Annotated in this window: 15 protein-coding genes; 9 read left to right on the forward strand and 6 right to left on the reverse strand. The window is 60.6% G+C overall.

Annotated features, from left to right (window positions below; genetic code table 11):
* The first annotated feature begins 127 nt into the window (after positions 1 to 127).
* Together RHM69_RS20590 and RHM69_RS20595 are read left to right on the forward strand one after the other, a co-directional pair.
* Positions 128 to 4,726, forward strand: coding sequence for a dermonecrotic toxin domain-containing protein (locus RHM69_RS20590; RefSeq protein ID WP_200599368.1), 4,599 nt, complete (start codon positions 128 to 130; stop codon positions 4,724 to 4,726).
* Between the two features lie 149 nt (positions 4,727 to 4,875).
* Positions 4,876 to 9,498, forward strand: coding sequence for a dermonecrotic toxin domain-containing protein (locus tag RHM69_RS20595; RefSeq protein WP_200599366.1), 4,623 nt, complete (start codon positions 4,876 to 4,878; stop codon positions 9,496 to 9,498).
* Positions 9,499 to 9,502: 4 nt separating this feature from the next.
* Here RHM69_RS20595 and RHM69_RS20600 read toward each other — a convergent pair whose 3' ends face one another.
* The gene (locus RHM69_RS20600) at positions 9,503 to 11,041 is read right to left on the reverse strand and encodes a PLP-dependent aminotransferase family protein (protein WP_019818147.1); all 1,539 of its coding nucleotides are present in this window, start codon (positions 11,039 to 11,041) and stop codon (positions 9,503 to 9,505) included.
* Between the two features lie 87 nt (positions 11,042 to 11,128).
* Here RHM69_RS20600 and RHM69_RS20605 point away from each other — a divergent pair, with 87 nt between their 5' ends.
* Genes RHM69_RS20605 through RHM69_RS20615 form a run of 3 tightly spaced genes read left to right on the forward strand, consistent with a single transcriptional unit; the run spans position 11,129 to position 12,892 of the window.
* Positions 11,129 to 11,767: an FMN-binding negative transcriptional regulator gene (locus RHM69_RS20605; protein ID WP_014720542.1), complete on the forward strand. Its 639-nt coding sequence runs from the start codon at positions 11,129 to 11,131 to the stop codon at positions 11,765 to 11,767.
* Positions 11,764 to 12,210: a GNAT family N-acetyltransferase gene (locus tag RHM69_RS20610; RefSeq protein WP_014720543.1), complete on the forward strand. Its 447-nt coding sequence runs from the start codon at positions 11,764 to 11,766 to the stop codon at positions 12,208 to 12,210. Before RHM69_RS20605 ends, RHM69_RS20610 begins: the two co-directional genes overlap by 4 nt.
* Before the next feature lie 10 nt (positions 12,211 to 12,220).
* Positions 12,221 to 12,892: a GNAT family N-acetyltransferase gene (locus RHM69_RS20615; RefSeq protein WP_106111407.1), complete on the forward strand. Its 672-nt coding sequence runs from the start codon at positions 12,221 to 12,223 to the stop codon at positions 12,890 to 12,892.
* A gap of 115 nt (positions 12,893 to 13,007) precedes the next feature.
* Here RHM69_RS20615 and RHM69_RS20620 read toward each other — a convergent pair whose 3' ends face one another.
* On the reverse strand, positions 13,008 to 13,910 hold the full coding sequence (locus tag RHM69_RS20620) for a homocysteine S-methyltransferase family protein (RefSeq protein WP_020302823.1): 903 nt from the start codon (positions 13,908 to 13,910) through the stop codon (positions 13,008 to 13,010).
* A 114-nt stretch (positions 13,911 to 14,024) separates the two neighbouring features.
* Here RHM69_RS20620 and RHM69_RS20625 point away from each other — a divergent pair, with 114 nt between their 5' ends.
* On the forward strand, positions 14,025 to 14,846 hold the full coding sequence (locus tag RHM69_RS20625; protein WP_014720546.1) for an ABC transporter substrate-binding protein: 822 nt from the start codon (positions 14,025 to 14,027) through the stop codon (positions 14,844 to 14,846).
* On the forward strand, positions 14,843 to 15,613 hold the full coding sequence (locus tag RHM69_RS20630; RefSeq protein WP_014720547.1) for an amino acid ABC transporter permease: 771 nt from the start codon (positions 14,843 to 14,845) through the stop codon (positions 15,611 to 15,613). The genes RHM69_RS20625 and RHM69_RS20630 overlap by 4 nt, the downstream gene beginning before the upstream one ends.
* Before the next feature lie 3 nt (positions 15,614 to 15,616).
* Here RHM69_RS20630 and RHM69_RS20635 read toward each other — a convergent pair whose 3' ends face one another.
* The gene (locus RHM69_RS20635; protein WP_014720548.1) at positions 15,617 to 15,895 is read right to left on the reverse strand and encodes a helix-turn-helix domain-containing protein; all 279 of its coding nucleotides are present in this window, start codon (positions 15,893 to 15,895) and stop codon (positions 15,617 to 15,619) included.
* Positions 15,892 to 17,232 carry a type II toxin-antitoxin system HipA family toxin gene (locus RHM69_RS20640; RefSeq protein WP_060766908.1) on the reverse strand — a complete coding sequence of 447 codons (1,341 nt, stop codon included), beginning with the start codon at positions 17,230 to 17,232 and terminating at the stop codon, positions 15,892 to 15,894. The genes RHM69_RS20635 and RHM69_RS20640 overlap by 4 nt, the downstream gene beginning before the upstream one ends.
* Positions 17,233 to 17,455: 223 nt before the next feature.
* On the opposite strand from RHM69_RS20640, the gene RHM69_RS20645 reads away from it, so the two are divergent.
* Complete coding sequence (locus RHM69_RS20645; RefSeq protein WP_200599364.1) at positions 17,456 to 20,422, forward strand: autotransporter outer membrane beta-barrel domain-containing protein; 2,967 nt, start codon at positions 17,456 to 17,458, stop codon at positions 20,420 to 20,422.
* A gap of 109 nt (positions 20,423 to 20,531) precedes the next feature.
* Positions 20,532 to 21,833 carry an autotransporter outer membrane beta-barrel domain-containing protein gene (locus RHM69_RS20650; RefSeq protein ID WP_014720551.1) on the forward strand — a complete coding sequence of 434 codons (1,302 nt, stop codon included), beginning with the start codon at positions 20,532 to 20,534 and terminating at the stop codon, positions 21,831 to 21,833.
* A gap of 84 nt (positions 21,834 to 21,917) precedes the next feature.
* Here the strand turns inward: RHM69_RS20650 and oadA are convergent, their stop codons facing one another.
* Positions 21,918 to 23,726 (reverse strand): sodium-extruding oxaloacetate decarboxylase subunit alpha, encoded by a 1,809-nt coding sequence (gene oadA / locus RHM69_RS20655; RefSeq protein WP_003195730.1) that lies wholly within the window; start codon positions 23,724 to 23,726, stop codon positions 21,918 to 21,920.
* A gap of 11 nt (positions 23,727 to 23,737) precedes the next feature.
* The gene (locus RHM69_RS20660; RefSeq protein WP_003195732.1) at positions 23,738 to 25,153 is read right to left on the reverse strand and encodes an acetyl-CoA carboxylase biotin carboxylase subunit; all 1,416 of its coding nucleotides are present in this window, start codon (positions 25,151 to 25,153) and stop codon (positions 23,738 to 23,740) included.
* Between the last annotated feature and the right edge of the window lie 17 nt (positions 25,154 to 25,170).

Consider the following 25,170-nt stretch of genomic DNA (forward strand, 5'->3'; position numbering starts at 1 on the left):
GCGTACGTGCATTTAACAGCAGGCCTATGTAAGCACCGCCTACCTGTCTGGCCGAGCCCTAGCATGGAAATTCCGAACCTATACCTCGGGCTATCTCCATCAACCGGTCAGACAGGGAAGCCACTCTATGACCTCACCCGCTGCAAATAACCACACGAACGCCAAACGGCTGGATGAGCGCTCAGCGCTGTTCACCCAACTCTATGTCGGCCCTTCATTCAGGGAGACCGCATCGGCTCTGTTGCGCCAGTCACTTCGGGAACAGTACCCGACGCTGGATATCAACCCGGACATCGCCATGGTCGGTACGCCGACCTGGCAACTGATTGACGACGAGATTGTCGCCGGGCCCACGGAATATCAGGCACTCAGCGACATCCTCGCTCAACAGGCAGTTCTGTCAGTGCCGACCCTGTACATCGAGGGCGAACACTTTCTCACCCAGCAACCGATCGTCGAGCCGACGGTTCACTTGCCCGTGCGTATCTGTGAAATCGCCAAAACCCTCAACCTGCTGGCTCCTGTCATGCTGCGGGCCTTCCAGCAACAGTTGGTCGCCTACTGGAATCAAACCAACGGCAGCGGCCCGCATTGGCACGAGTTGTCGAGCATGTTGCGGGCAGTCTGGAATGTCGAGACCGCAGACGACTGGAGCGCCACCGAGTGCGCCATGGCGCGCACCCTGTTCACCCACCCCGATAAAGCCGACAGGAAGGGCAAAGACCCTTACAACCTCAAGGCCTGCCTGATCGATATCGACCGCGTCGACGCTGACCACGTGACGCACCAGAATGAAGTGGTGATCGCGGTACTGCTCGGCGAACATGAAGGGCAGCGTTCGATCCTCATGTATTCACTGCTCAAGGGCTATGAAAAATTTCCTTCGCTGGAGCACCTGGGCAATTCATTGTCGTTGCACCTGCCAGCCTCTGCTTCGAACCAGGAAATTCATTGGCGGCTGTTCGAGCCTGATGGCGACTTTTTTGATCATCAGGCCTGCGCAATGGTGTCCGTGCTGGTCGAGGCCGTGGGTGCAATCGACTTCTCGGACCTGCGCCAGACCCATAACGCCGATGTCGTCCTCGGCACGCCGCCAGCCATCGCCCCGCTTGCCCCTGAAAAGGGCCCAGGGCTTGCCTGGTATCAGAACCAGTTGCCCGACTGGCTGACGAAGGCGTCCGTCGCCGACCAGAACTTCTTTGCCCGGCACTTGAAGGACCTCGCCGCCCTGCACAACCAGAACGCCGGCCGCTCTTACCTCGACGACGTTCCCTCCATCGAGGCTTACGCGTTGAAGGTGATCAAGGCGCAAATGATCAAGGATCATCCTGCCAGCGCCAACGTTCCCTTGGATAAAATCCGCCTGACGGTGAAAAGCCCGGTCATCTGGGGCACCTTCGTGGTGCCGGGTCAGTTCGAAACCACCTCTTTGAGCGTGGTAGAACTGGCCTTGCAAAACCTGATTGCGCTGCCGACCGGCAATCGATCTGTCGAGATCGATAAGGGGTTCAGCCTGCCTGGATGGATGACCTCAGGCTATTTTGTAGACTTGGTCACCGATGCCGATATCGGCAGTGCCTATCCCGCGTTGATCAAACAAAAACTGCTGGACGACCCGCAGGAGTCATTACGCCGTAAAACCCTCTATAGCCAGCACCTGCGTATCCAACTGCCTATGCAGGCCTTGCAAGCCAAGATTCGCCAGCAAGAAGGCATTGACGAGCGAGGCTACCGCTATGTGGCGGCGGTGTTACAAGACGAGGCCACTGACCGCCAGGTTGACGGGCAAACCATTGTGCTCAGGCCATTGGCGTTTCGGCCCCTGCGGCGCGCGGAAGCGACATTGGACACCGTTGCCAACATGTACGTGATCGGCCCCGAGGACATGACGGCCGGCCCATGCCTGTTGTATCGACCGATGTTCACACCGCCCCTGATGCAGTTCCCGACTCCGGCCAATCTGATCTATGGGATTTCGCAATCGAGCACCCTGCGCGAGTCGGTACTGGCCTGGCTACCGGATGCGGTGCGTAACGACTACGCCAATTACGTATTCCCCGGCGCACTACCTACGCCTTGGCAGGTGGCCGATTACCTGATCGAGCCTGACAAACTATGGACCATGAGCGGCCCCATGGCGCTAGGTGAACAAGTGCTTAACGGCGACCGATTTTCCACTCTGTTCAAAGCCAACGCCAATGCCTTGATCGAACTGTCGGATCGGCAATCGGTTTCCAATGCCGAAAACCGTTGGGCCACGTTCAAGCAAGCCGGCTGGCTGATATTCAACGCCGTGCTGCCCTTTCTCGGTCGTACCGTGGGCACGGCGGTGTGGATCTGGCAGGTGGTCGATCAACTGCAAAACTTTATCGAGGCCCAGGAGCACGGTGAGCAGCAAGCCGAGTGGTCGGCGCTCACCGATGTCCTGCTCAACCTTGGCATGGCCATCACCCTGCATGTCGCCAGCCGCAGCCACCGTCCAGGCTACCCACGCAAGGCCCAGCCAACCCTGCCGCAGCCGACAAGCGCCACGGACGTCACCGTCAAACAACAGCCGTCCCTGACCCAGGCGTTGGCGTCCAAATATTCACCTCACTTGCACATCAGTGGCGCAGTCAAGCGCGCCCCTGGCGAACTTGCCACCCTGCTCGACAGCTTCAAAATCAATAAGCCCGACGGCCTGGGCCCCGCTGAAAGCGCGGCAGGCCAGCACCAGCACCTATTCCGGCATGCACAGCGCTACTACGCCCCCGTGGGGGAGCGCTGGTTTGAGGTGAACACCGATGACGATGAAACAGTGGTCATCATCGACCCCAAGCAACCGGAGCGCACAGGCCCGACGTTGATTCACAACGCCCAGGGCCAATGGTTCATCGACACGCGTCTGCGTCTGCGCGGCGGCGGCCCGAAAAAACAACAGCAAAGGTCCAAATCCGAAGCGGACGTCAAGGCAGTGGAAGCCCAGCGGCGATTGTCAGAATTTGAGCGAGACAAGAGCGCCACGCAATTGGAGATACAGGCGGCCCGCGCTGAGATGGAGGACCCCCAGGCCAGCACTTCGGCCGATGCCCGCCGTGAGATCTACCTGCAAAAGCTCGAGGCCCAGCGAAATAACTACGAAACGGCGCTGCAACAACTCAAGATCTTGAATGTGTTTGCCCCGACTGCGAATTATCAAGAGCAAGTCGTGCGCTACGTCGGCGCCCAGTTGGACCTGACGGAAACCGGTATACGCGAAGCTCAAGTCACGTTCACACCGAAGCTTAAAACCGTGCTGGACCAGATTGAGCGCCAGGCCAGCCATCCCGAGGAGCGCCATATCGAGGACGCCCAAACCTTGACCGAGATGAGCCAGGACATGATCGCACGCCTGAACTACACAGAGTCGCGGTTCGCTCAGCTTAGAACGATGGGGCGATCCGGATTCAAGGCTATCTGCCAACACCGCAAAAGCTTGCCGATTTACACGGCCCGCGACCTCAGGTTCCTGCAAGTGACCCTGGCGCGCAATCTGTGCGTGGACGAAAACAGCATGACCACGGCTCCGGATGCCTGGAACGCCATCGACCGTATTGTCGACAGCGCCAATCTGTCGATTCAGACCTTGCGTGAAACCCTGTTCGAACGCAGCGAGTCGCGTCTGGACGAACGCATAGAAACCGTGGGCAGCCTGGTCGAACAGTTCAATGTCCTTGATGAACGCCTGCAGGACTTTCCAGCGGAATTTACCAACGTTGCACTGACCACCCCCCTTACGCGCCTGCGTGAAAAAATCCGCAGCTTCTACAACGAAACCGTTGGCCACCTGGAGCTGCTGCACAGTGACCGGGACGCCATCAGAAACCGGCCAACTCCGCCGCCGACCCCGCCTAAAGCCAGGAAAAAAGTCATTTATACGCGTTACAACGGTGTGCTGGTCGGTGACCCACGCCTGTCAGCAACAGGCGAGGAAACCGGTCTGGTAGATATCAGATCTCCACTGACTCAGGACATCATGGCGACCTTCCACGAAAAGCCCGCAGGCGTCTGGGTACAGCGCGTAACGCCCGCCGAAACACAACCCAGTGTTGTCGTGGACGTTGCCACCCGCATCAAACAGGCACAGGACCTGTTGGACGCACTGGAGACTTTCAAGCAGCGGACCGCCGAACAAGCGGCCAAGCCGGAGCGCACGGCCATCGGCATAGAAACGTTGTTTCACCAGCACGCATTGGCGCTGGAACAGGCGTCTTCGAATATTAAAGAGGCCCTCACCCAAGGCAACGCAACCGAGAGCCACAAGGACTCGGCTGCGCTTGTGGACAGAAAGCTCAACGAGGCGGCCCAAGCCCTCTACAAGGAGGCTTCACGCTACAAGTCGTTGTTGTTCAAAAAGCATCCACCCACCGTTCATGCTCTGGAATGGCTGCTGAGAAACCAAGAGGTCGTCATCAAGAAAACCGTCACGCGGCGACGGCTCAAAGGCCCGGAGAAGGACTATCTGGACGAGTACACCATCCACAACCGCGAAGACCATAGCGTGCTGTGGTATGCCCACTTTCATTACTCAACCGACTGGGTGCCCGCCAAGGCATTCCTGCGCGCGCGCCTGAAAACCCCGCAGGAGCACGCCCGTGGCGCGGAGTCCGACACCCTCAACGGCCTTGGCGAGAAGCAGAAAACCGCGGTGTATCTCAGTGACATCAATCTAGACCAGGCCCGGCGGTTGTTTTTCACGGTGAAATGACTCCCCCTGAGGCGGGGGCGTTCGCGCCCTCGACTCATGACCGCAGCCAGCCGCAGCGCGACGTATCTACCACCCCTGCGGTAACGTCGCTCGCTACCTTGCGCGTTCCTTAAAGCCCGTACGGGCCATTGAATGCAAAGGAGCTGCGCATGCCCAATGACACTGTCAACAATCACCGTCCACCTACTACCTATGAACTGCTGACCCAGTTAACCAGTGGCCCCACTATCCGCGAAGTGGCCGCAACGGCATTGCGCTCAGCTATCAAGGCGCTATATCCCACGCTGGATATCGAACCCGACCTGGCCATGGTCGTCAGCCCTCAATGGGTGGTGGTCGGCAACGACGTCGTGCGTGCGCCGGCCACTGTCGAATCGCTCACCTCAGTGCTGGCCCGCCAGGCACTGTCCAGCGAGAGAGTGACCTATATCGACGGCCAACATTTCCTCACCTTTCAGCCGTACGCTCTGATTCCTGTGCATCTGGCAGTGAAAATCGATGCCATCGCACGCCTGATCAACGAGCTATCCGACCTGCTGTTCACTGCATTCCAGGAACAGCAACTGGACTTCTGGAACGCGTCCAATGGCACCACCGGTCCGCGCTGGCAATCCTTATCCAGCACACTGAGGAAGGTGTGGAACATCACCGAAGAGCAAGGCCTGAGTGAGCACGAAAGCGCGATGGCACGTGCATTTTTCCAGGAACCCGACCTGGCCAGACGCTCGCTGAAAGACCCTTACAAGACCCACGCGTACCTGGTCGACGTGGACATTCTTGAAGCCGGCCGGTCCACCCATGCCAGCTTCCTGGATATCACCGTATTGGTGGGCGAGCACGCCAATCGCCCGATGATCCTGACGCACTCGTTGGTGAGCGGGTATGAAACGTTCGAGTCACTGGCACAATTGGGTGCCGCGCTGCCTGCGCGAATGAGTGCGCCCGCCAGCGACGCCACCTTGCAATGGCGCTTGTATGAACCCGACGGCAACTTCTTCGATACGCTGGCCTGCAATCTGATCTCGTTGCAAATCTACGCCATAGGCAGTTATGGCGAATCCGGCCTGGGTAACCTGGCCGAAGCAAAGGTGCCCGCGACCACGGTTGCCCGCATCGTGCCCAGTATCGAAGAAATGAGCGATCACCAGCTGTCGAATATCCGCGATATTCACCGACAACTTCCAGACTGGCTGGCTTCGGCAACGGACTCCGATATCGCCGCCTACGGCCGCTATATGATCAACCTGGCCCAACTGCACAGCCATTATCACGGCGAAACGTTTCAGGACGGCATTCCAGCCATTCGTGACTACGCCCGGACACAGCTGCAAAACCTTATCCGCTCCCCCCAAGCGGGGGCGCGCCTGAACCTGGATAACATCGAAATCGTTATCGAGAGCCCAGTGCTGTGGGGCACGTTTATCGTCCCCGGAGCCGTGGACACCACACGACGCAGCCTGATCGACCTGGCCTTGGAAAACCTCACCGGCCTGCCCACCGGCAACGTGACAGTGCACTACAACGGCAGGGGCGGTGACGTGCCCGCATGGCTGACCTACAGCTACCTGAAAGACGTGATCGAGGACATCGACATCGGTCAGCGCTACCCCGCGCTGGTCAAACAGCAACTGCTCGATGACCCCACCCAGTCGAGTCACCGCCAACAGCTCTACATCCGCCACCTGCAGATTCAACTGCCGTTGCTGGCCCTGCAGATGAAAATCCGCAGCCAGGGCGGCTTCGATGAGCTGGGTTATCGCTACGTCGCCGCCGTCATGCATCCCGATGAACATGCGCGCCGTGTCGACGGGCACCCCATTGTCATCCGCCGCCTGGCCTTCGTGCCCAGTCTGCGCCCCGGGCCTGAGCAAGACGTGGTCACCAATATGTTCGTGATTGGCCCGAAGCATTCCGGCAACGGTCCCTGCGTACTCTATCGGCCATTGCTGGAGCCGGCCCTGATGCAATTTGCGTCGCGGCAAAACCTGCTCTATGCCATCAAACATGAGCGCTCCTTGCGCGAGTCGGTGTTGGCCTGGCTACCTGAACCGCAAAGATTCAACTACGCCCAATACGTTTTCCCCGACACCCTTCCTTCGCCCTGGACCGTGGTGCGCGCACTGGTCGAACCGCTCACCGTGCTGTACATGAGTGGCCCGGTGACGTTGAGCGATGAAGAAATGGGCAATGACATTTTTGCCACGCTGTTCAAGGCCAACGCCAATGCCATGGTCGAGTTGGCGACACGCCAGTCGGTGTCCAACGTACAGAAACGCTGGGCGACCTTTCGACAGGCCGGCTGGCAAATTTTCAACGCCGCCCTGCCCTTCCTGGGCCGCACCCTTGGCATCGCCGCTTGGGTCTGGCAAATCATGGACGACCTGCAGGCCGCTGAGGAGGCCGTGAACAAGAGTGACCAGCCCGCCTCCTGGACAGCGTTGGTGGATGTCTTCCTCAACCTCGGCATGGCCCTAACGCTGCACATCGCCCTGCGCCACCCTCGAGCGTCCAAGCGATCCGCTTCCCCCAGGGTCGGCACTGAACCCACGAAAACGACGATTGAAACGGTAGGCAGGCCGTCCGTTACCGAGAAGACATTTACTTCAGTCCAACAGGCCACTATTTCCGACAGCCAACTTTCAGCCAAGCATCAAGGCCCCGTGCACACTCGCGGAGCCCTCAGTCACAGCCGCCTCGGACTGGCCAAGACGCTCGACAGCTTCAAGGTCGCCAAGCCCGAAAAACTCGGTGAACAAAATAAAAACCCCGGTCACCATCTCAATCTCTATCCGCTTGCAGATAAGTGGTACGCACCGGTCAGCGAGCGTTGGTTCGAGGTCACGGTGGATGACAACGACAGCGTCGTCATCATCGACCCGAAGGAACCTTCGCGTACCGGCCCACCGCTGATCGGCAACCTCGCGGGGCAATGGTTTGTCGATGTCCGTTTGCGGCTACGCGGCGGCGGTCTTCGAAACCGGCGGCGTGCGGTCAAGATCGATCAGCCGGCGCGCATTGCGGCACTTATGACTCAACTCAACGCCTTCGACGCGGTCGCCGCCCGCCAACAGCTGGACGTGCTTGAGGCAAAGCCTGCGCTGGACGCTGCCCCTGGCCCGTCCACGGACCTGCGACGTACAACGTTCATCGGTAAAGTCGACAGCCGGCTGGCGGCGTATGACGAAGCGATCAGCCAACTGAAGTCCTTGAGCATCATCGACACGGTGCCCACCTACCAGAGCACTATGAGCGGTTACCTGAAACAGCAATTGCAACTGACTCAGATCGCTTTGGAGCAACAAGTGGTGAGTTATAGGGAGGCCCTGAAGTCGTCGTCCCCAATCCTCGACGCCGAGGTGGACATCGACTATAAAAACCAGGCTCGCAGCGCCCAAGACCTGTCCACCCTGAACCAGGCAATCATCAAGCGCCTGCAGTTCATCAACGACCGTTTCAACGATCTCAGAGCATTGGGAGATGAGGGTGCAGCCGTCATTCGTAAAACCATCGGGGAGTTGCCACAGCTGACCCTCACTGAACTCAAATCCCTGGAGATCATCCTGGGCCGCTACTTGTGTATCGATGAAGAGCAACGCCAGATCCCCGCCACGCTGCGCGAGCGGATGGGCCAGATCGTCGATAGCGCCGAACTGAACGTCGAGAGTTTCAATGAGATTGTGGAACGCGGTAATGGCGCATCGCTGGATGAGCGCATCGATGTACTCAACAGCCTGGTAGAGCAATTTTCCAGTGCCGACCAGCGCCTGCTCGATCTTCACGCCGATTACCCACAACACTTGCACAAAAGCCGCCTGGAAAGTTTCCGCCAACAGATTGGCGAGTTCAGCCAAAGGGCCGTGCACGACCTGGCGCAATTGCTGCGAACGAAGAAAGCCCTGGAGCCCAAGCCCGGCAGCTCGAAGACCGAGCCCCGCCCGCGGCGCAAAGTAATCAAAACACGCCATCACGGCTTGGTAATGGGTGAACCGCGTGAAACCGACAGTTCCCTGGTAGACGTCAGGGCCGGCATGACCGGCAAGGTGATCGCCACATTCCATGAAAAGTCGCCAGGGGTGTGGGTCACACGGCACAAAACTGCGCTGCACCCACCCGTGCCTGTTTCGGTGGACCTGGACACCAGCATCAACGCTGGGCAAACGCTATTGGAGGGCGAACACGCCGAAATTCGCAAATACAAGGGTTTCTCAACAAAGCCCTGGCATGCTCCGCAAGACATTCAAGATATGTTCGATGACTATGCGAAGACGCTGGAAGACGCGTCAAAGAACATCGAAGAAGCGCTGACCCAGCGCAATCTCACAGAAAGCGAACATACCTCCGCTGCTGTGACCAATCGTCATCTCAAAGACGCGGCACAACGTTTCTATCGGCAGGGCAAAGAAACCTACATCGACATGATCAAGCGCCAGCCCCCAACCGCGGAACGGGTGAACTGGCTGCACAGCCAGGGGCTGATCACCATCGTCAAGGTCATCACTCGGCGTGCCCTCAAGGGGCCCAGAAAGGACTTTCTGGACGAGTACGAGATTCGCGATAACGAGAATGGCACGGCGCTGTGGTACGCGCACTTTCACTATGAAACCAAGAACGCTGCATTGGAGAATTTCACCAAGGATCATCTCAAGACCCGCGAACAACATCGGCTCGGCGGCGCCCACCAACGTACCGGGCCCAGTGACTGGGACATCATAGAAATCCACCGCCGCAGTATCGGTGAGCAACTGGCCAAGTCGCTGTTCTTCAAGAACTGATCGGCTACGCCTTCCACGCTTGACGCAAACGCGCCAGCGCCTGCGCAATGGCCGCCTCCGGCACGGCGGCAAACCCCATCACCAGGCCAGCATGCTGGTCCGGTGGCGGGCGTGTGCCAGCCAGCCAATAGCTGCTCAAACCATTGATCTCGACATCCACTGCACGGGCCTGAGCGAGCAACGCCTGCTCCCGGGCCAGGCTGTCCACCCGCACCGTGATGTGCAAACCCGCCGCGGCATTTGGCAACGCGCCGACCCCGGGCAACCCGGTGGGCCATCCGGCCAACAACGCATTGCGCCGGCTGAGCGCGGCGCGACGCATCCGACGAATGTGGCGCTGGAAGTGCCCCGCCGCCATGAACTCGGCCATCACCGCCTGGGTGCTGACTTCGGAGTGACGCACGTCCACGGCGCGGCGCCGGGTGAAGGCTTGCACCAGGCCCGGTGGCAACACCAGATAACCCAGGCGCAACGCCGGGAACGCCACCTTGCCGAAGGTGCCCACATACAGCACGCGGCCACTGCGATCCAGCGCGGCCAACGGTGACAGCGGCGCGCCGCTGTAGCGGTACTCGCCGTCGTAATCGTCTTCCACGATCCAACCGCCTGAACGTTCGGCCCAGGCCAGCAATTCCAGGCGCCGAGCCAGGCTCATCACCACGCCCAGCGGGTACTGATGGGAAGGCGTGACATACGCCACGCGGCAATCATTGAGGGTACTGAGCACCTGGCAATCCATGCCCTCGCCGTCGACCGGCACGCCATGCAGTCGCCCGCCGGCCAAAGCGAATGCATGGCCGGCCGCGCGATAGCCAGGGTTTTCCACCGCCACGCCATCCCCAGGCTCCACCAGCAACTGTGCACAAAGGCTAATGGCCTGCTGTGCGCCGCTGGTGATCACAATTTGTTCAGCCGTGCATTGCATGCCGCGCGAGCTACGCAGGTACGCGGCGATCAAACCGCGCAGGCGACCGTCACCGGCCGGGTCGCCATAGCACAGCTGTTCCAGGTCGGGTTTGCGCCAGAACGCCCCATTCAGCTTGGCCCATACCTCAAACGGGAACAGATCGAAGGCGGGTACGCCCACGCGAAATGCCCGGGGCGGTCCCAACGGCGGCTGAGGCAGATGATGGTCTTTTACCCGTGCCAAACCGGCGCTGTGGATAACTTCGTCATCTAAATCCTCGGGCAAATTCGCCCATTTTGTGGATAAGCCTGGGGATAAGCCTGTTGACAACCCTGTGGATACTTTTGTGGATAGTTTTTCGGCCATCGGCAATTGGGCAACATAGGTGCCATCACCGACCCGGCTTTCGATAAACCCCTCCGCGTACAGCTGATCGTAGGCGCGCACCACGCTGTTGCGGGAAATCGACAAGGCCGCCGCCAGATCACGGGTAGCGGGCAGCCGCGTGCCACTGACCAATCGCCCATCCAATACCCGCTGGCGCAGGGCCTCATACAGCTGGCGCGTGAGGCCCTGGCGGCGGTCCAGCTCGATACCGGCGGGGTTGAAGGACAACGGTGGCGAAACAGGCGGCATATTGGACCTATAAAAATAGCGCTAGATGGCTCTTACAACGAACCAATAGCCTGCCTAGGATGCAGGCATTCGCCAAGGAAAATCTCCATGTACACACCCCGCGCCTTTGCTCTCGATGACTTGCCCGAAATCCAGCAACTGATCCAGCACACCCGTCTGGCGCAGTTGGTAACCGTGGGTGAAAACGGCCTGCAAGCCAGCCACTTGCCCTTGCTGCTCAACCCCGATGAAGGGCCCAATGGCACGCTGTACGGTCACTTGGCCAAAGCCAACCCGCAATGGCGCGAGCTGCAAAATGGCGGTGAAGCGCTGGTGATCTTCGCCGGTGCCGACGCCTATATCAGCCCGGCGTTTTACCCCGCCAAGGCCGAGCACGGCAAAGTGGTCCCGACCTGGAACTACATCGCCGTGCACGCCTATGGCACGCCTGCGGTATTCAGCGACGCCGAGCGCTTGCTCAAGGTGGTCACCGCCCTCACCGACCGCCATGAAAGCGGCCGCGCCCAACCCTGGCGTGTCAGCGACGCACCGGCGGACTACATTGACGGCATGCTCAAGGCCATCGTCGGCTTTGCCCTGCCGATCAAGCGCCTGGTGGGCAAACGCAAGCTCAGCCAGAACCGCAGCGCCGCCGACATGGCCGGTGTGCGTGACGGCCTGGCCGCCAGTGCCGATGTACGTGACCAGACCCTCGCCCGCTTTATTCCCCAAGGAGTTTCAGAATGAGCTTGATCGACATTCGCCAGGTTACAGCCGCCGACCAAGCCGCCTGGCTGCCGCTGTGGCAGGCCTACTTGGCGTTCTACAACACCGAATTGCCGGACGCCGTCAGCCAAAGCACCTGGCAACGCCTGATCGACCCCCGCGAGCCGACCCATTCGGCACTGGCCTGGCAGGACGGCAAGGCGGTGGGCATGGTCAACTTCATCTACCATCGCTCCAACTGGAGCATCGAGAACTCCTGCTACCTGCAGGATTTGCTGGTGGACCCGACCCAACGTGGCACGGGCGTAGGTCGCAAGCTGATCGAATTCGTCTACGCCACCGCCAAGGCCGATGGCTGCTGCAAAGTGCACTGGTTGACCCACGAGACCAACGCCACCGCGATCCAACTCTACGAGCGCATCGCCGAACGCCCAGGCTTCATCCAATTTCGCAAAGGTCTTTAAGGAGCACAGCATGATCACTTCCCTCGCTGATTGGAAAGGCGTCCCGGCGCCGACTGCGCAACTGCTTGAAGGGCGTTTTATCCACTTGGAAAAGCTCGACCCGGCGCGCCATGCCGATCAACTGTGGCAAGCCCTTGAAGGCCCAGGGGCCGACCCGAAGCTGTGGGATTACTTGCCCTACGGCCCGTTCACCGAGCGCAGTGCCTTCGACGCCTGGTTGAACAACCACGCCGCCCACAGCGACCCGTACTTTTTCAGCGTGATCGACCGCGCAACGGGCCAGGTTCAGGGCATCCTCAGCCTGATGTCCATCGTCCCGGCGCAAGGCCGTATCGAAATCGGCCACGTCACCTTCGGCGCACCGATGCAGCGCTCGCCGAAAAGCACCGAAGCGGTGTACCTGCTGGCCAAATATGCGTTCGAGCAGGGCTACCGTCGGCTGGAGTGGAAGTGCAACAACGGCAACGCGCGGTCCAAGTACGCAGCCGAGCGCTTGGGGTTCAGTTTTGAAGGGGTGTTCCGCCAGCACATGGTGGTCAAAGGGCAGAACCGCGATACGGCGTGGTATTCGATCCTGGATTCGGAATGGCCGAAGGTCGGTGCCGGGTTTGAGGCGTGGTTGTCGGAGGCGAACCAGAGTGGGTCGGGCCAGTTGAAGACACTCACAGAGTGTCGGGGTTAATACTCACATGTGTGGGAGCTGGCTTGCCTGCGATACAGACACCTCGGTGTATCAGGCAAAACCAGTTGATGCCATCGCAGGCAAGCCAGCTCCCACAGGTTTGACTAGCGGTGAATCAGTCGGTCAGGCGCTGCGCCAGCACCGCAATATGCTCCGGTCCGATGCCGCAGCATCCACCCAGATGGCTAGCGCCGCGCGCTTGCCAATCGGCCGCCCATTGCAAGTAGCCGGGTGGGTCGAGGTCATCGCGCAACGGGTCCAGGCCATCGTTGGCCGTGGCTTCCTTGGGTTGCGGCGGGAAAGCGTTGGCGTAGGCGCCGATCTGAATCGCTACACCCAAACGGTCGAAGGTCTTGCGGGCAGCGTCAATCGCCGCGCCGATCACTTCCGGCTGGCTGCAGTTGAACAGCAATACCTGCACGCCCAGTTGCGCCGCCGCCTCGGCTGCGTCCGCCACCGGTTCGCCGGAGCGCAGGCGCGGCACCTCGTCGGTGTCTTCGTCTTTCAAGGTAAACGACAGCCAGAACGGCTTGCCATCCTTAGGCAGCCCGGCTTGGATCGCCCGTGCTTCAGCGATCGAGCTCTGGGTTTCCGCCAGCCACAGATCGACATGCGGGGCCAGGCCGTTCACCAAGGGGGTGAGCAACTCACTGACGCGCTCGGCCTGGAACAGATCTGGGCGATAAGAGCCAAATAGCGGCGGCAGTGAGCCGGCTACCTGCACGGCTTTACCGGAGGCCTGCACCGCCCGTCGCGCCAACTCACCGGCCAGGGCGGCGAGCGCCTGCCCTTCTTGGGCGAACCGCGCTTCGCCGATATGGAACGGCACCACCGCGTAACTGTTGCTGGTGATCACATTGGCGCCGCTGTCGATGTAGGCCGCGTGCACCGCCTCCACCGCTTGCGGCGCTTCGCTCAAGGCCAGTGCCGACCATTCCGGCTGACGGAACGGCGCCCCACGGCGTTGCAGTTCACGGCCCATGCCACCATCGAGAATTACTGTGCTTACTGCGCCCATATGCTTTTTACTCATATGCTTATGAAAATAACTCACTATGAGAGTCGTTCTTATAACTATTTAATGCGTACCGTTCGGTTAATAACAACCTCTTTTTTATTCAGGTGTTCGATTTTGAAATTCAGACCGCTGTTGGCCCTGGGCCTGACGATGTTGGCTGCTTCAACCCAAGCCTTTGGCGGTGCCACGTTGGATCGTGTCGAGCAGAAAAAAGAACTGGTCGGCGTGCTGATGGAAAGCTATCCGCCGTTTTCATTTCTCAATGACCAGAACCAGCTCGACGGTTTCGACGTGGACGTGGCCAAGGCCGTGGCGCAAAAACTGGGCGTGAAGTTGCGCCTGGAAACTCCGTCCTGGGACGTGATCGCCGCCGGCCGGTGGAGCGGGCGCTACGACATCTGCATCTGTTCCATGACCCCAAGCAAGGCACGCGCCGAGGTGTTCGACTTCCCGGTGGAGTACTACGCCTCGCCCGCCGTGATTGTGGTCAATGCCAAGGACGACCGCATCCACGACGCCCGGGACCTGAGCGGCAAGAAGGTCGGCCTCACCAGCGCCTCGAGCTACGAAAGCTACCTGAACAAGAACCTGGTGATCGAAGGCGCCGAAGACACGCAGTTGCAGTACCCGTTCGAGGAGGTGCAGATCGCCCCGTACGACACCGACAACGTGGCGTTCCAGGATCTGGGCCTGGGCGCTGGCGTGCGCCTGGATGCGATCCTCACCAACCTGGTCACCGCACAGCCGCGCCTGACCCAGGACAAGCGTTTCAAGCTCGCCGGTGCGCCGCTGTACTCGGAGCCCAACTCGGTGGCCATCGAGAAAGGCGACCCGCAGTGGGACAGCAAAGTGCGTGAGGTCTTCGCCCAGCTCAAGCAGGACGGAACCTTGAGCGCGCTGTCGCAAAAATGGATCGGCGCCGATATCAGCCGATGAGTTTTCGCCTACGGCTTTACCTGACCTGGGCGGCGCTGTTCGCGCTGTTTGCGAGTTTCTTCCTGAGCTTTGACCTGAAGTTCTCGATCATCCTCGACAAGCTGCCCAACCTGGTCGGCCTGCACCTTGCGCCCAACGGCTTCCTGCAAGGCGCGGCGCTGACGCTGTTCTTGTGCCTGTGCGCCATTGTCGCGTCGTCGGTGCTGGGCTTTATCACCGCGTTGGGGCGCCTGTCCAAAAGTGCCGTGGCGTTCGGCATCGCCAGTTTCTACGCCTCGTTCTTTCGCGGCACGCCGCTGCTGATCCAGATCCTGTTGATCTACCTGGGCCTGCCGCAATTGGGGCTGGTGCCAGGCGCCATCGTCGCCGGGATCATCGCGTTGTCACTGAATTACGGCGCCTACCTGAGCGAGATTTTCCGCGCCGGCATCCTCGGCGTGCCCCACGGCCAACGCGAGGCCGCGCTGGCCCTGGGCATGCGCGACAGGGCGATCTTCTGGCACGTGACCCTGCCCCAGGCCATGCGCACCATCATCCCGCCGGCCACCAACCAGTTCATCTCGATGCTCAAGGACTCCTCCCTGATCTCGGTGATGGGCGTGTGGGAAGTGATGTTTCTGGCGCAGTCCTATGGCCGCTCAAGCTACCGCTATATCGAGATGCTCACGACGGCGGCGATCATTTATTGGGTGATGTCCCTGGGGCTCGAATTGATCCAGGCGCGGATGGAGCGGCATTTCGGCAAGGGCTACGTGCGGCGCGGTTGACGGTCAGGGCCTGTTGCGCCGCACCTTGACCACGCCCATCTGCAAACCGAAGGGCCGAAACACGGCATTCAGCGATTTCAGGGTTGGGTTGCCATCGCCATGTTCGATATGCACCAGGGTACGCACCGAAATTTTGCACATTCTGGCGAACTGGCTTTGGTGCAGGCCGGTCACTTCGATGCGCAGGCGGCGTACGGCGGAGCCCAGCTCAAGCGAGCCACCGGCCAAGCCTTGTTCGACGCTGTCGATCAACAACGCACGAGCATCCATGCTAATCGTCATCTCAACCCCCACTGCCTGAGACGCAGGTCCAGTTTCCCTAATGGGATGCTTGGGTGATTCAAGGTCACAGCGGGCACGCCACTGGCCACCAGAAGATCCGGTAATGCACGCAGGTGCTCGGCTGTTTGTCGCAGGCGTTCAAAGCTTTGCTCGGGGTCGACGAGGTCGGCCAGAGCCTCGCATACCGCTCGCCAATTGATATCCCCGGCGAGTTCCAAGGGTTTGGGCCATTTGGTGGTTCGAGTGACGGCTTCAGCGTCCATTACCATGGGTGCCAAATCATAAATGGGGGCCAGGCGCAGCGCCTTGGGCTCGCGGATGATCGATGTATTGCGGCCGTGGTTATCCGAATTACCCAGCACTTTATTCAGCAAATCCCGGCGCAAGTACTCTGCGACCAGATCTGCGACGTGGTCCTCTTGTCCCACTGCTCGCCATTGATCGACCAACAGCCTCACCACCTCCAGATGATCCATGTAGCTGCCAGGGGTGGTCACACCGGCCAAGGAATAGATCGACTCGACGGCCAGCCGTTCAACACCGCCCTCACCCAGCCTGCGATCAAAACGATGCATCCACAGGCTGGGTTTTGTCGCCTCTTCCAGCGCCAGCCCTTGGGTGGCGACCGTTTCGATGCCAAGAGACTCAAGCGCCCGGTAATAGTGGTACTCACTTCGCAGGATATCTTGATCAGTCTGCGTAGCCTGGTTGCGCGCGAACTTGATGAACCAGTGCTGAGCGACGTCAGCGTCATTCAGGATCGCGTCTGGATACAGCAAGCCATCTACGCCTTGGGTCATCAACAATTTCGGTGCCTCGCCCCCTGCTCCGGTAGCACCGCCGATGGCAGCACCTTGTTCATAGGCATATTCCAGGAAACGGCTATCGCGACTGACGACCTCATGTCGTGCAAACCCCATCGGGGTTTCACCGCCCAGGGCTTGGATGGACTCCTTGATCCGCATGTTGCCAATCGGCGCCGACGTACTGCGCCCCAGCAAGAACAAGTCGTCATCGATGGCCTGGGGTTTCTCACGACCAAGACGCTGCATCAAAAAGCGCTTGGCCGCGCCGGCTGGCGCGATATCGTGCAAAAAAGCGGGGGCTGACTTGAGCACCGTAACGTCCCAATCCAGCGGGAACCGGGCACTGGCCGCGTAGCAAAAAGGCTGCTGGATCTCTTCGAGGTGATCGGCCAGATAATCCTGGCGGTAATGAAACCTGCAGGGCCCGACAAAACCCCGTTGCGGTTCAGGAAATTCAAGCCGCATAGCATCATGCCAGTGCCCGGCGGTGAAAATTTGCAGCGTCAAAGAGTAAGCGGTGTCTTTCTGCAATTTAGTGCACCTGCTAAGCAGTGATGAGAGCAACACATGCAATATAGTGCATTTCTCACTCATAGAGTGTCTTTATATATGCATTAAAATGCAGATATGGAGGGGAAAGACCTGGAGATATGCAATTTAATGCATACGACTTGACCGTCATCACTGCGACACATTTCTGCAACGACCTTGCGCTATACCAGTCGACTCGCTTGCCATAACAAGGTCGCCCAGCATGCCCCCGTGTCCACAACGCCTCGCGCTCGCCATCACCCTGTTGGCCAGCGGCGGTTTCATTGAAGCAGCCGCAGCCAAGACCCTGCAGATCGACACGCCTACGACACAGGGGCAAACCCTGGGTGGCAGTGATACGTTGACCACGTCGGCGCCTGGCAGCATTACAACCTCCGGGGTGGCGGTGACGCTCAAGGACGGCACCCGCGGTGCGGGGGTGGTGGTGACTAACGCGGGCAAGCTGGTCTCCAGTGGCGGTCGGGGTATCGACAGTTCGGGGAACGTCAGCGGGGAGCGCAGGTACAGCATTTACAACCTTGCCGGTGGGGTGATTCAAGGTGCCAATGATGCGTTGCGCATCAACAGTAACGTTGTCAGCGGCAGCGTGCTGATCGACAACAGCGGCACCCTTCGCTCGGCCACCGGCCAAGGGCTGGACCTGGATGCGCTGCGCAGCAGCAACGTCACCACCACGATCATCAACCGTGCCGGTGGCTTGATTCGCGGGGAGGCCAGCGACGGCATGAAGACTGGCGCCAACGCCTCTATCACTAACTACGGTGAGATCTCCACCGGCAACACCTTCTCCCGCGATGACAAGTTCGATGGCGTGGACATCGACTCCGCCAGCGGCGTGACGGTGACCAACTATGGCCTGATTTCCGGTGGCCGCCATGGCATCACCACGGACGAGGGCGCCACGCTGACCAACTACGGCACGGTGATCGGCCGCAACGGCTCGGGCTTTGGTTCCGATGGCGACGGCACTGTGATCAACCACGGCACCATCACCGGCGCGTTCTCCGGGCTGCAACCGGATGGCGACGGTGACGGCGTGGACATCGACAAGATCGCCCATATCGAAAACTACGGCGTCATCCAGGGTGTCGGCACCGGGGGTGTCGACAAGAACGGCTTTGCCAACGGCAGCGAAGGGATCGCCCTGGGCGGTGGCTCTCTCTACAACGCCAAAGGCGCGTTGATCAGTGGTGCCAACAATGCCATCCTGGTGGACGACGGCAGCGACGGGCCGGGGCTCGCGGCTACCATCCTGGAGAACCACGGCACGATTCAGGGCCTGGATGGCTTTGGCGTGAAGTTCGTCGGCAACTATGCCGACACGGTTATCAATAGCGGCACCATCAGCGGCAGTAATGGCCTGGCCCTGGATTTGGGCGGCGGCGATGACCAGCTGATCTTGCGCAACGGCAGCCGCTTTATCGGCACGGTGGACGGCGGCAGTGGTTACGACCGACTGACCCTGGACGACGTCGCAGGGGGCAGTTTTGGCGACAGCCGCAACCTTGAATGGCTGGAGGTCAAGCAAGGTACCTGGACGTTGACCGGCCAGGGTGATTTCAGCGACGGCGGCAAGGTTTCCAGCGGTGCCAAGCTGGTCAACCAAGGCGGGATTACCGGTAACGTGACGGTCGACACAGGCGGTGTGTATGCCGGCGGCGGCTCGGTGGGCAGCCTGGTGGTGAACGGCACCCTGCAGACCAACACCGCGTTGGGCACCGCCACCATCAACCGCGACTTGCGCATGGGCAGCGGCTCGACCCTGGCCTATGGCGTCAACGCCGACGGCAGCAGCGCGCCGATCAAGGTCGGCGGCACCGCTTACCTCAATGGCGCGACCCTGGCGGTCAACCCCGGCGAAGGCACCTACCCCTGGCAAAGCCATTACAGCGTGCTGCAAGCCGGCAGCATCAATGGCACGTTTGGCAAGGTCACCAGCGACTACGCCTTCCTGACCCCAACCCTGGATTACAGCGCCACTCAGGTCGGCCTTACATACACCCGTAACGACATCGCCTTCAACCAATTCGCCAGCACCGGCAATGGCGCCAGCGCCGCCAACAGCCTGGCAGGCCTGGGCACGAACAACCCGCTGTACAACGCCCTGCTCAATACCACCACCGCCACAGCCGGGGCAGCCATCGAGCAACTGGCGGGCAGTAGCACCGCCAACCTCACCAGCGCCACCCTCAATGCCAGTGCGCAAGTGGGCCACAGCATGCTCGCCGCCATGCACCAGGTGGGTGGCGGTGCGGGACTGCTGGTGGGGCTCAATGACCAAGATACGCCGGTACTGGCCGCCACCGGCGTGCCCGCCGAGGTGCGCAACCTCAATGACCCGAACGCGCGCGGCCGCCTGTGGCTGCAAGGCATCGGCAGCTACGGCAAGCTCGATGGCGAGCACGGCAGCAACGGCTTGACCCAACGCACCAAAGGTACAGTGCTCGGCGCCGATTGGGCGCTGGATAGTGACTGGCGCCTGGGTGTGCTGGGCGGTTACTCCAAGACCGACCTGGACACCACCGGTGTGGACGGCAGCGTCGACAGCTGGCACGCCGGCGTCTATGCCCTGCGCCAGAGCGGCCCACTGGCCTTGCGCCTGGGTGCGGCCTACAGCGGGCATCAGGGCGACAGTAAACGCACGGTGGCCTTCAACGGTTTTAACGACCGCCCCAAGGGCGACTATGACGCCAACAGCCAGCAGGCTTTCGCTGAACTGGGCTACGCCATGGGTAGTGGCCGCTTGAGCGCAGAACCGTTCGCCAACCTCGGCTACCAGCGCTACCAACGCGACGGCTATCACGAAAAAGGCGGCGCCGCTGCGTTGCATGTCGAGGGCCAGACCCAGGACAACTTCAGCAGCACCTTCGGCCTTCGCCTGGCGCACCTGAGCCAGCTGGACAACGGCGTCAGCCTCACACCTCGTGCCAGCGTTGGCTGGAAGCACACCTATGGCGATGTCGACAGCACCACACGCCAGGCTTTCCTGGCCGGTGGCACCGTCTTCAATGTGCAAGGCAGTGCGCTGGATCGGGACAGCCTGTTGCTCGAAGCGGGCCTGGACGTAGGCTTATCCGTCCGTCATCGCCTGGGCCTGGGCTATACCGGCGAAGTGGGCAGCAACAGCCGCAACCATGCGCTGACCGGCCAATGGCAGATGAGTTTTTAATCGCACCGTACTAGAGACAACTCCCGCAAAACGGTGGTCGATAGCCTGACAGTTATCCCCCCGCACCTCGCCTAAATTCCCGGCCTCATTCATCAGAGGTTGGGAATTCATGCCCTTTACACTTCAAAGAACCGCAATCGTCATCGGCCTGGCAGTGGCCGCGAGTTTTCAGCCCGCCCACGCGCGAGGCGATATCGAATACAAGCCCTATGAGAACCATCCCTACGACGCCACCGACTATAGCGGGGCGTTTATACCCAAGTTCGAAGCGCCGCCCATTCCACCGCCCTTCGACGGATTCCTCACCCAGCAGGCCACTTCGCACAACGGCCTGCAGGTCGCCAAGGTGCTGGAGCCGGCAGTGATTCAACTGGTGGCATCCGGCGAGTTGGACTCGGAAGACCTCAAGGAGCTGCAAAAATCTCTTGAGCAATTGAGCAAGCAACCCGGAGGGATCGGCGCAGCCCTTGAGCAACTGGCCGCCAGCCAAAACGCCAACCTGGCCACCGCAACCCAGGCCACCACCCAGCACCTGAGCCGCCAATTGCTCGCCACCCTGCGCACACTGCCTACTGACGACGACGGCCACTTCTGGGTGCAAGGCCTGGGCAACGGCGGCAGCCTAGACGCACAACACGGCAGCGCCGGCTTGAAGCACGATACCCAAGGCCTGTTGCTGGGCGCCGACTGGGCGCTCGACCATGCCTGGCGGGTGGGTGTCATGGGCGCCAAGACCTCCAGCCACTTCGATGCCCCGCGTTATGCCGCCAACCTGGACAGCTGGCACTTGGGCGGCTACGCCGTGCGCCAGGACGGCCCCTTCGCCCTGCGCCTGGGGGCGATCTACAGCAACCATGCCGGGCAGAACAAACGCAGCGTCAGCCTGCTCAATTACCACGACTCGCTCAAAAGCAAATACAACGCCAGCAGCCAGACACTGTTCTCCGAACTCGGCTATCAATTGGGCAGCGGTGATTCCACTGTCGAACCCTTCGTCGGCCTCGGCTACCAACGCTATCAGCGCGACCGTTTCAAAGAGAGCGGCGGCGTAACCGCATTGAACGTCGGCCCACAAACCCAGCGAAACTTGAACAGCACCTTTGGCCTGCGCCTGGCAACGCTGTATCGCTTCGACAACAACATGAGCCTCACGCCTCACCTAAGTACGAGCTGGAAGCACCTGTATGGCGACGTCAATAGCCAGGTCCGCCAAACCTCGCGCTATGCGCCAGGCCTGATCGACGGTTACACCATCACTGGCACCGCCCTGGACCGCGATAGCTTTGACTTGCAAGCAGGCCTGGACCTTGCCTTGTCCACCCAACACAGCGTCGGCCTGACCTATACCAGCCAAGCCGGCAACCATGGCCACGAACAAGGCCTGATGGGCCAGTGGAAAATGAGCTTCTAAGCCCGGGAACGCCTGAATTTCAGGCGAAAAAAAAGGGGAGCACCTGCCCCCCCGAGGATTAAACGTCAGTCTCGAAGGCTGTGATCAGCCTTCGATCTCAATCAGGATTTCGCCAGGATTCACCCGGTCGCCCTTGGCCACATGTACAGCGCTCACCTTGCCGGCAATCGCTGCCTGCACTTCGGTTTCCATCTTCATGGCTTCGGTAATCAGCACGGCCTGGCCGGCCTTGACCACGTCGCCGACCTTGACCAGCACATCGACGATATTGCCCGGCATCGCCGTGCTGACATGGCCCGGTTCGGTGGCATGCTTGCGCTTGCTGCCGCCGCTGCTGACAAACTCGTTGAGCGGTTCGAACACCACTTCTTCCGGCATGCCGTCGATGGACAGGTAGAAGTGACGCTTGCCTTCGGCCTTCACGCCGACACCGGTGATATCCACGCGGTAGCTTTCGCCGTGCACGTCGATAACGAATTCGGTCGGTACGCCTTCGCCGCCAGCACGGGCCACGCCGCCCGCTTCAGGGATCGGCAACAGCACTTCAGGAGCCAAGGTGCCGGCGTCGCGCTCTTCGAGGAACTTGCGCCCGATGTCCGGGAACATGGCGTAGGTCAGCACGTCTTCTTCGGACTTGGCCAATGCGCCGATTTCACCGCGCAGCTTGGTCATTTCCGGCTTGAGCAAATCCGCCGGGCGCACGTCGATCACGTCTTCGCTGCCGATGGCCTGGCGACGCAGTTTTTCGTTCACCGTGCCCGGCGCCTTGCCGTAACCGCCTTGCAGATAGAGCTTCACTTCGTTGGTGATGGTCTTGTAGCGCTCACCGGCCAGCACGTTGAAGAACGCCTGGGTACCGACGATCTGCGAGGTCGGCGTTACCAGCGGCGGGAAGCCAAGGTCTTCACGCACTCGTGGAATCTCGGCCAACACTTCACTCATGCGGTTAAGAGCGCCCTGCTCTTTGAGCTGGTTGGCCAGGTTGGAGATCATCCCGCCCGGCACCTGGTTGACTTGCACACGGGTGTCGACGGCGGTGAATTCGCTCTCGAACTGGTGGTACTTCTTGCGCACGGCGTAGAAGTACAGGCCGATCTCTTGCAGCAGTTCCAGGTCGAGGCCGGTGTCGAACTCGCTGCCTTTAAGGGCCGCTACCATCGACTCGGTGCCCGGATGGCTGGTGCCCCAGGCAAAGCTGGAGATGGCCGTGTCGATATGGTCGGCACCGTTTTCGATGGCCTTGAGTTGGCACATCGCGGCCAGACCGGCGGTGTCGTGGGAGTGGATGAAGATCGGCAGATTCTGCTCGGCTTTGAGTGCCTTGACCAGTTCGCCAGTGGCGTAGGGCGTGAGCAGGCCGGCCATGTCCTTGATCGCGATGGAGTCGCAGCCCATGGCTTCCAATTGCTTGGCCTGGGCCACGAACGCTTCCACGGTGTGCACTGGGCTGGTGGTGTAGGCGATGGTGCCTTGTGCATGTTTGCCAGCGGCCTTGACCGCTTCAATGGCCACGCGCAGGTTACGCACATCGTTCATCGCATCGAAAATGCGGAACACGTCGATACCGTTGACCGCCGCCTTGGCCACGAAGGCCTTGACCACGTCGTCGCTGTAATGGCGGTAGCCCAGCAGGTTCTGGCCGCGCAGCAGCATTTGCAGGCGCGTGTTGGGCAGTGCGGCGCGCAGTTGGCGCAGGCGCTCCCACGGGTCTTCCTTGAGGAAGCGCACACAGGCGTCGAAGGTTGCGCCGCCCCAGACTTCCAGGGACCAGTAGCCGACTTTGTCGAGCTTGTCGCAGATCGGCAGCATGTCGTCGGTGCGCATGCGGGTGGCCAGCAACGATTGGTGGGCGTCGCGCAGGATGGTGTCGGTTACGAAGATCTTCTTGCTCATTGTTATATTCCTCACAGGCCTGCGTGGGCGGCGATGGCGGCGGCGATGGCCAGGGCCAGCTCTTCGGGTTTGCGCTTGATCGAGTAGTTGGTCAGCTCAGGGTGGCTTTCCACAAAGCTTGTATTGAACTGGCCGCTACGGAATTCCGGGTTGCGCAAGATTTCCTGGTAGTAGGCGGCGGTCGTCTTCACGCCTTGCAGGCGCATGTCGTCCAGGGCACGCAGGCCGCGGTCCATGGCTTCTTCCCAGGTCAACGCCCACACCACCAGTTTCAGGCACATGGAGTCGTAGAACGGCGGGATGGTGTAACCGGTGTAGATCGCCGTGTCAGTCCGCACGCCTGGACCGCCGGGGGCGTAGTAACGGGTGATCTTGCCGAAGCTTGGGAGGAAGTTGTTCTTCGGGTCTTCGGCGTTGATACGAAACTGCAACGCGAAACCCCGGTGCTGGATGTCTTCCTGCTTGACCGACAACGGCAGGCCGGAGGCGATGCGGATTTGCTCGCGAACGATATCGATGCCGGTGATTTCTTCGGTGATGGTGTGTTCCACCTGCACCCGCGTGTTCATCTCCATGAAGTACACCTCGCCCTCGGCGAGCAGGAACTCCACGGTACCGGCGTTCTCGTAGCCCACAGCCTTGGCCGCGCGCACCGACAGGTCGCCGATGTAGGCGCGCTGTTCGGGGGTCAGCTGTGGGCTGGGGGCAATTTCGATCAGCTTCTGGTTGCGACGCTGGATCGAGCAATCACGCTCGAACAGGTGCACCACGTTGCCAAAGCTGTCACCGAGGATCTGCGCCTCGATGTGCTTGGGATTGACGATGCATTTTTCCAGGAACACTTCCGCCGAACCGAAGGCCTTGGTGGCTTCGGAAATCACGCGGGGGAAGGCTTGCTCGAGTTCTTCGCGACTGTTGCAACGACGAATGCCACGGCCGCCACCACCGGAGGTGGCCTTGAGCATCACCGGGTAACCGATACGGTCGCCTTCGGTGAGGGCTTCATGGATGTCGGCAACGTTGCCTTCGGTGCCCGGCGTGACTGGCACACCGGCCTTGATCATGCTGCGGCGCGCTTCGGTCTTGTCGCCCATGCGGCGAATCACTTCTGCCGACGGGCCGATGAACTTGATGCCGCGCTCGGCACAGATATCTGCCAATTCGGCGTTTTCCGACAGGAAGCCGTAGCCGGGGTGTAGCGCATCGCAGCCGGTTTCCACCGCCAGGTTCACCAGCTTGCGCGGGTTCAGGTAACCGGCCAGTGGCTCGGCACCGATGCTGTGGGCTTCGTCGGCACGCTTGACGTGCAACGCGTGGCGGTCGGCGTCCGAATAAACCGCGACCGAGCGAATGCCCATCTCGGCGCAGGCACGCACGATTCGTACGGCAATTTCACCACGGTTGGCGATCAGGATCTTTTTTATCACTTGGAAATTCCCTTGAG

Source organism: Pseudomonas sp. CCI1.1 (genome assembly GCF_034348165.1).
GTDB classification, from domain to species: domain Bacteria; phylum Pseudomonadota; class Gammaproteobacteria; order Pseudomonadales; family Pseudomonadaceae; genus Aquipseudomonas; species Aquipseudomonas paracarnis.

What these genes read in the sequence shown, in the direction of transcription:
- RHM69_RS20590 (WP_200599368.1), top strand. Translation starts at nt 128, where the DNA reads ATGACCTCACCCGCTGCAAATAACCACACGAACGCCAAACGGCTGGAT.
- RHM69_RS20595 (WP_200599366.1), top strand. Translation starts at nt 4,876, where the DNA reads ATGCCCAATGACACTGTCAACAATCACCGTCCACCTACTACCTATGAA.
- RHM69_RS20600 (WP_019818147.1), bottom strand. Translation starts at nt 11,041, where the DNA reads ATGCCGCCTGTTTCGCCACCGTTGTCCTTCAACCCCGCCGGTATCGAG.
- RHM69_RS20605 (WP_014720542.1), top strand. Translation starts at nt 11,129, where the DNA reads ATGTACACACCCCGCGCCTTTGCTCTCGATGACTTGCCCGAAATCCAG.
- RHM69_RS20610 (WP_014720543.1), top strand. Translation starts at nt 11,764, where the DNA reads ATGAGCTTGATCGACATTCGCCAGGTTACAGCCGCCGACCAAGCCGCC.
- RHM69_RS20615 (WP_106111407.1), top strand. Translation starts at nt 12,221, where the DNA reads ATGATCACTTCCCTCGCTGATTGGAAAGGCGTCCCGGCGCCGACTGCG.
- RHM69_RS20620 (WP_020302823.1), bottom strand. Translation starts at nt 13,910, where the DNA reads ATGGGCGCAGTAAGCACAGTAATTCTCGATGGTGGCATGGGCCGTGAA.
- RHM69_RS20630 (WP_014720547.1), top strand. Translation starts at nt 14,843, where the DNA reads ATGAGTTTTCGCCTACGGCTTTACCTGACCTGGGCGGCGCTGTTCGCG.
- RHM69_RS20635 (WP_014720548.1), bottom strand. Translation starts at nt 15,895, where the DNA reads ATGACGATTAGCATGGATGCTCGTGCGTTGTTGATCGACAGCGTCGAA.
- RHM69_RS20645 (WP_200599364.1), top strand. Translation starts at nt 17,456, where the DNA reads ATGCCCCCGTGTCCACAACGCCTCGCGCTCGCCATCACCCTGTTGGCC.
- RHM69_RS20650 (WP_014720551.1), top strand. Translation starts at nt 20,532, where the DNA reads ATGCCCTTTACACTTCAAAGAACCGCAATCGTCATCGGCCTGGCAGTG.
- oadA (WP_003195730.1), bottom strand. Translation starts at nt 23,726, where the DNA reads ATGAGCAAGAAGATCTTCGTAACCGACACCATCCTGCGCGACGCCCAC.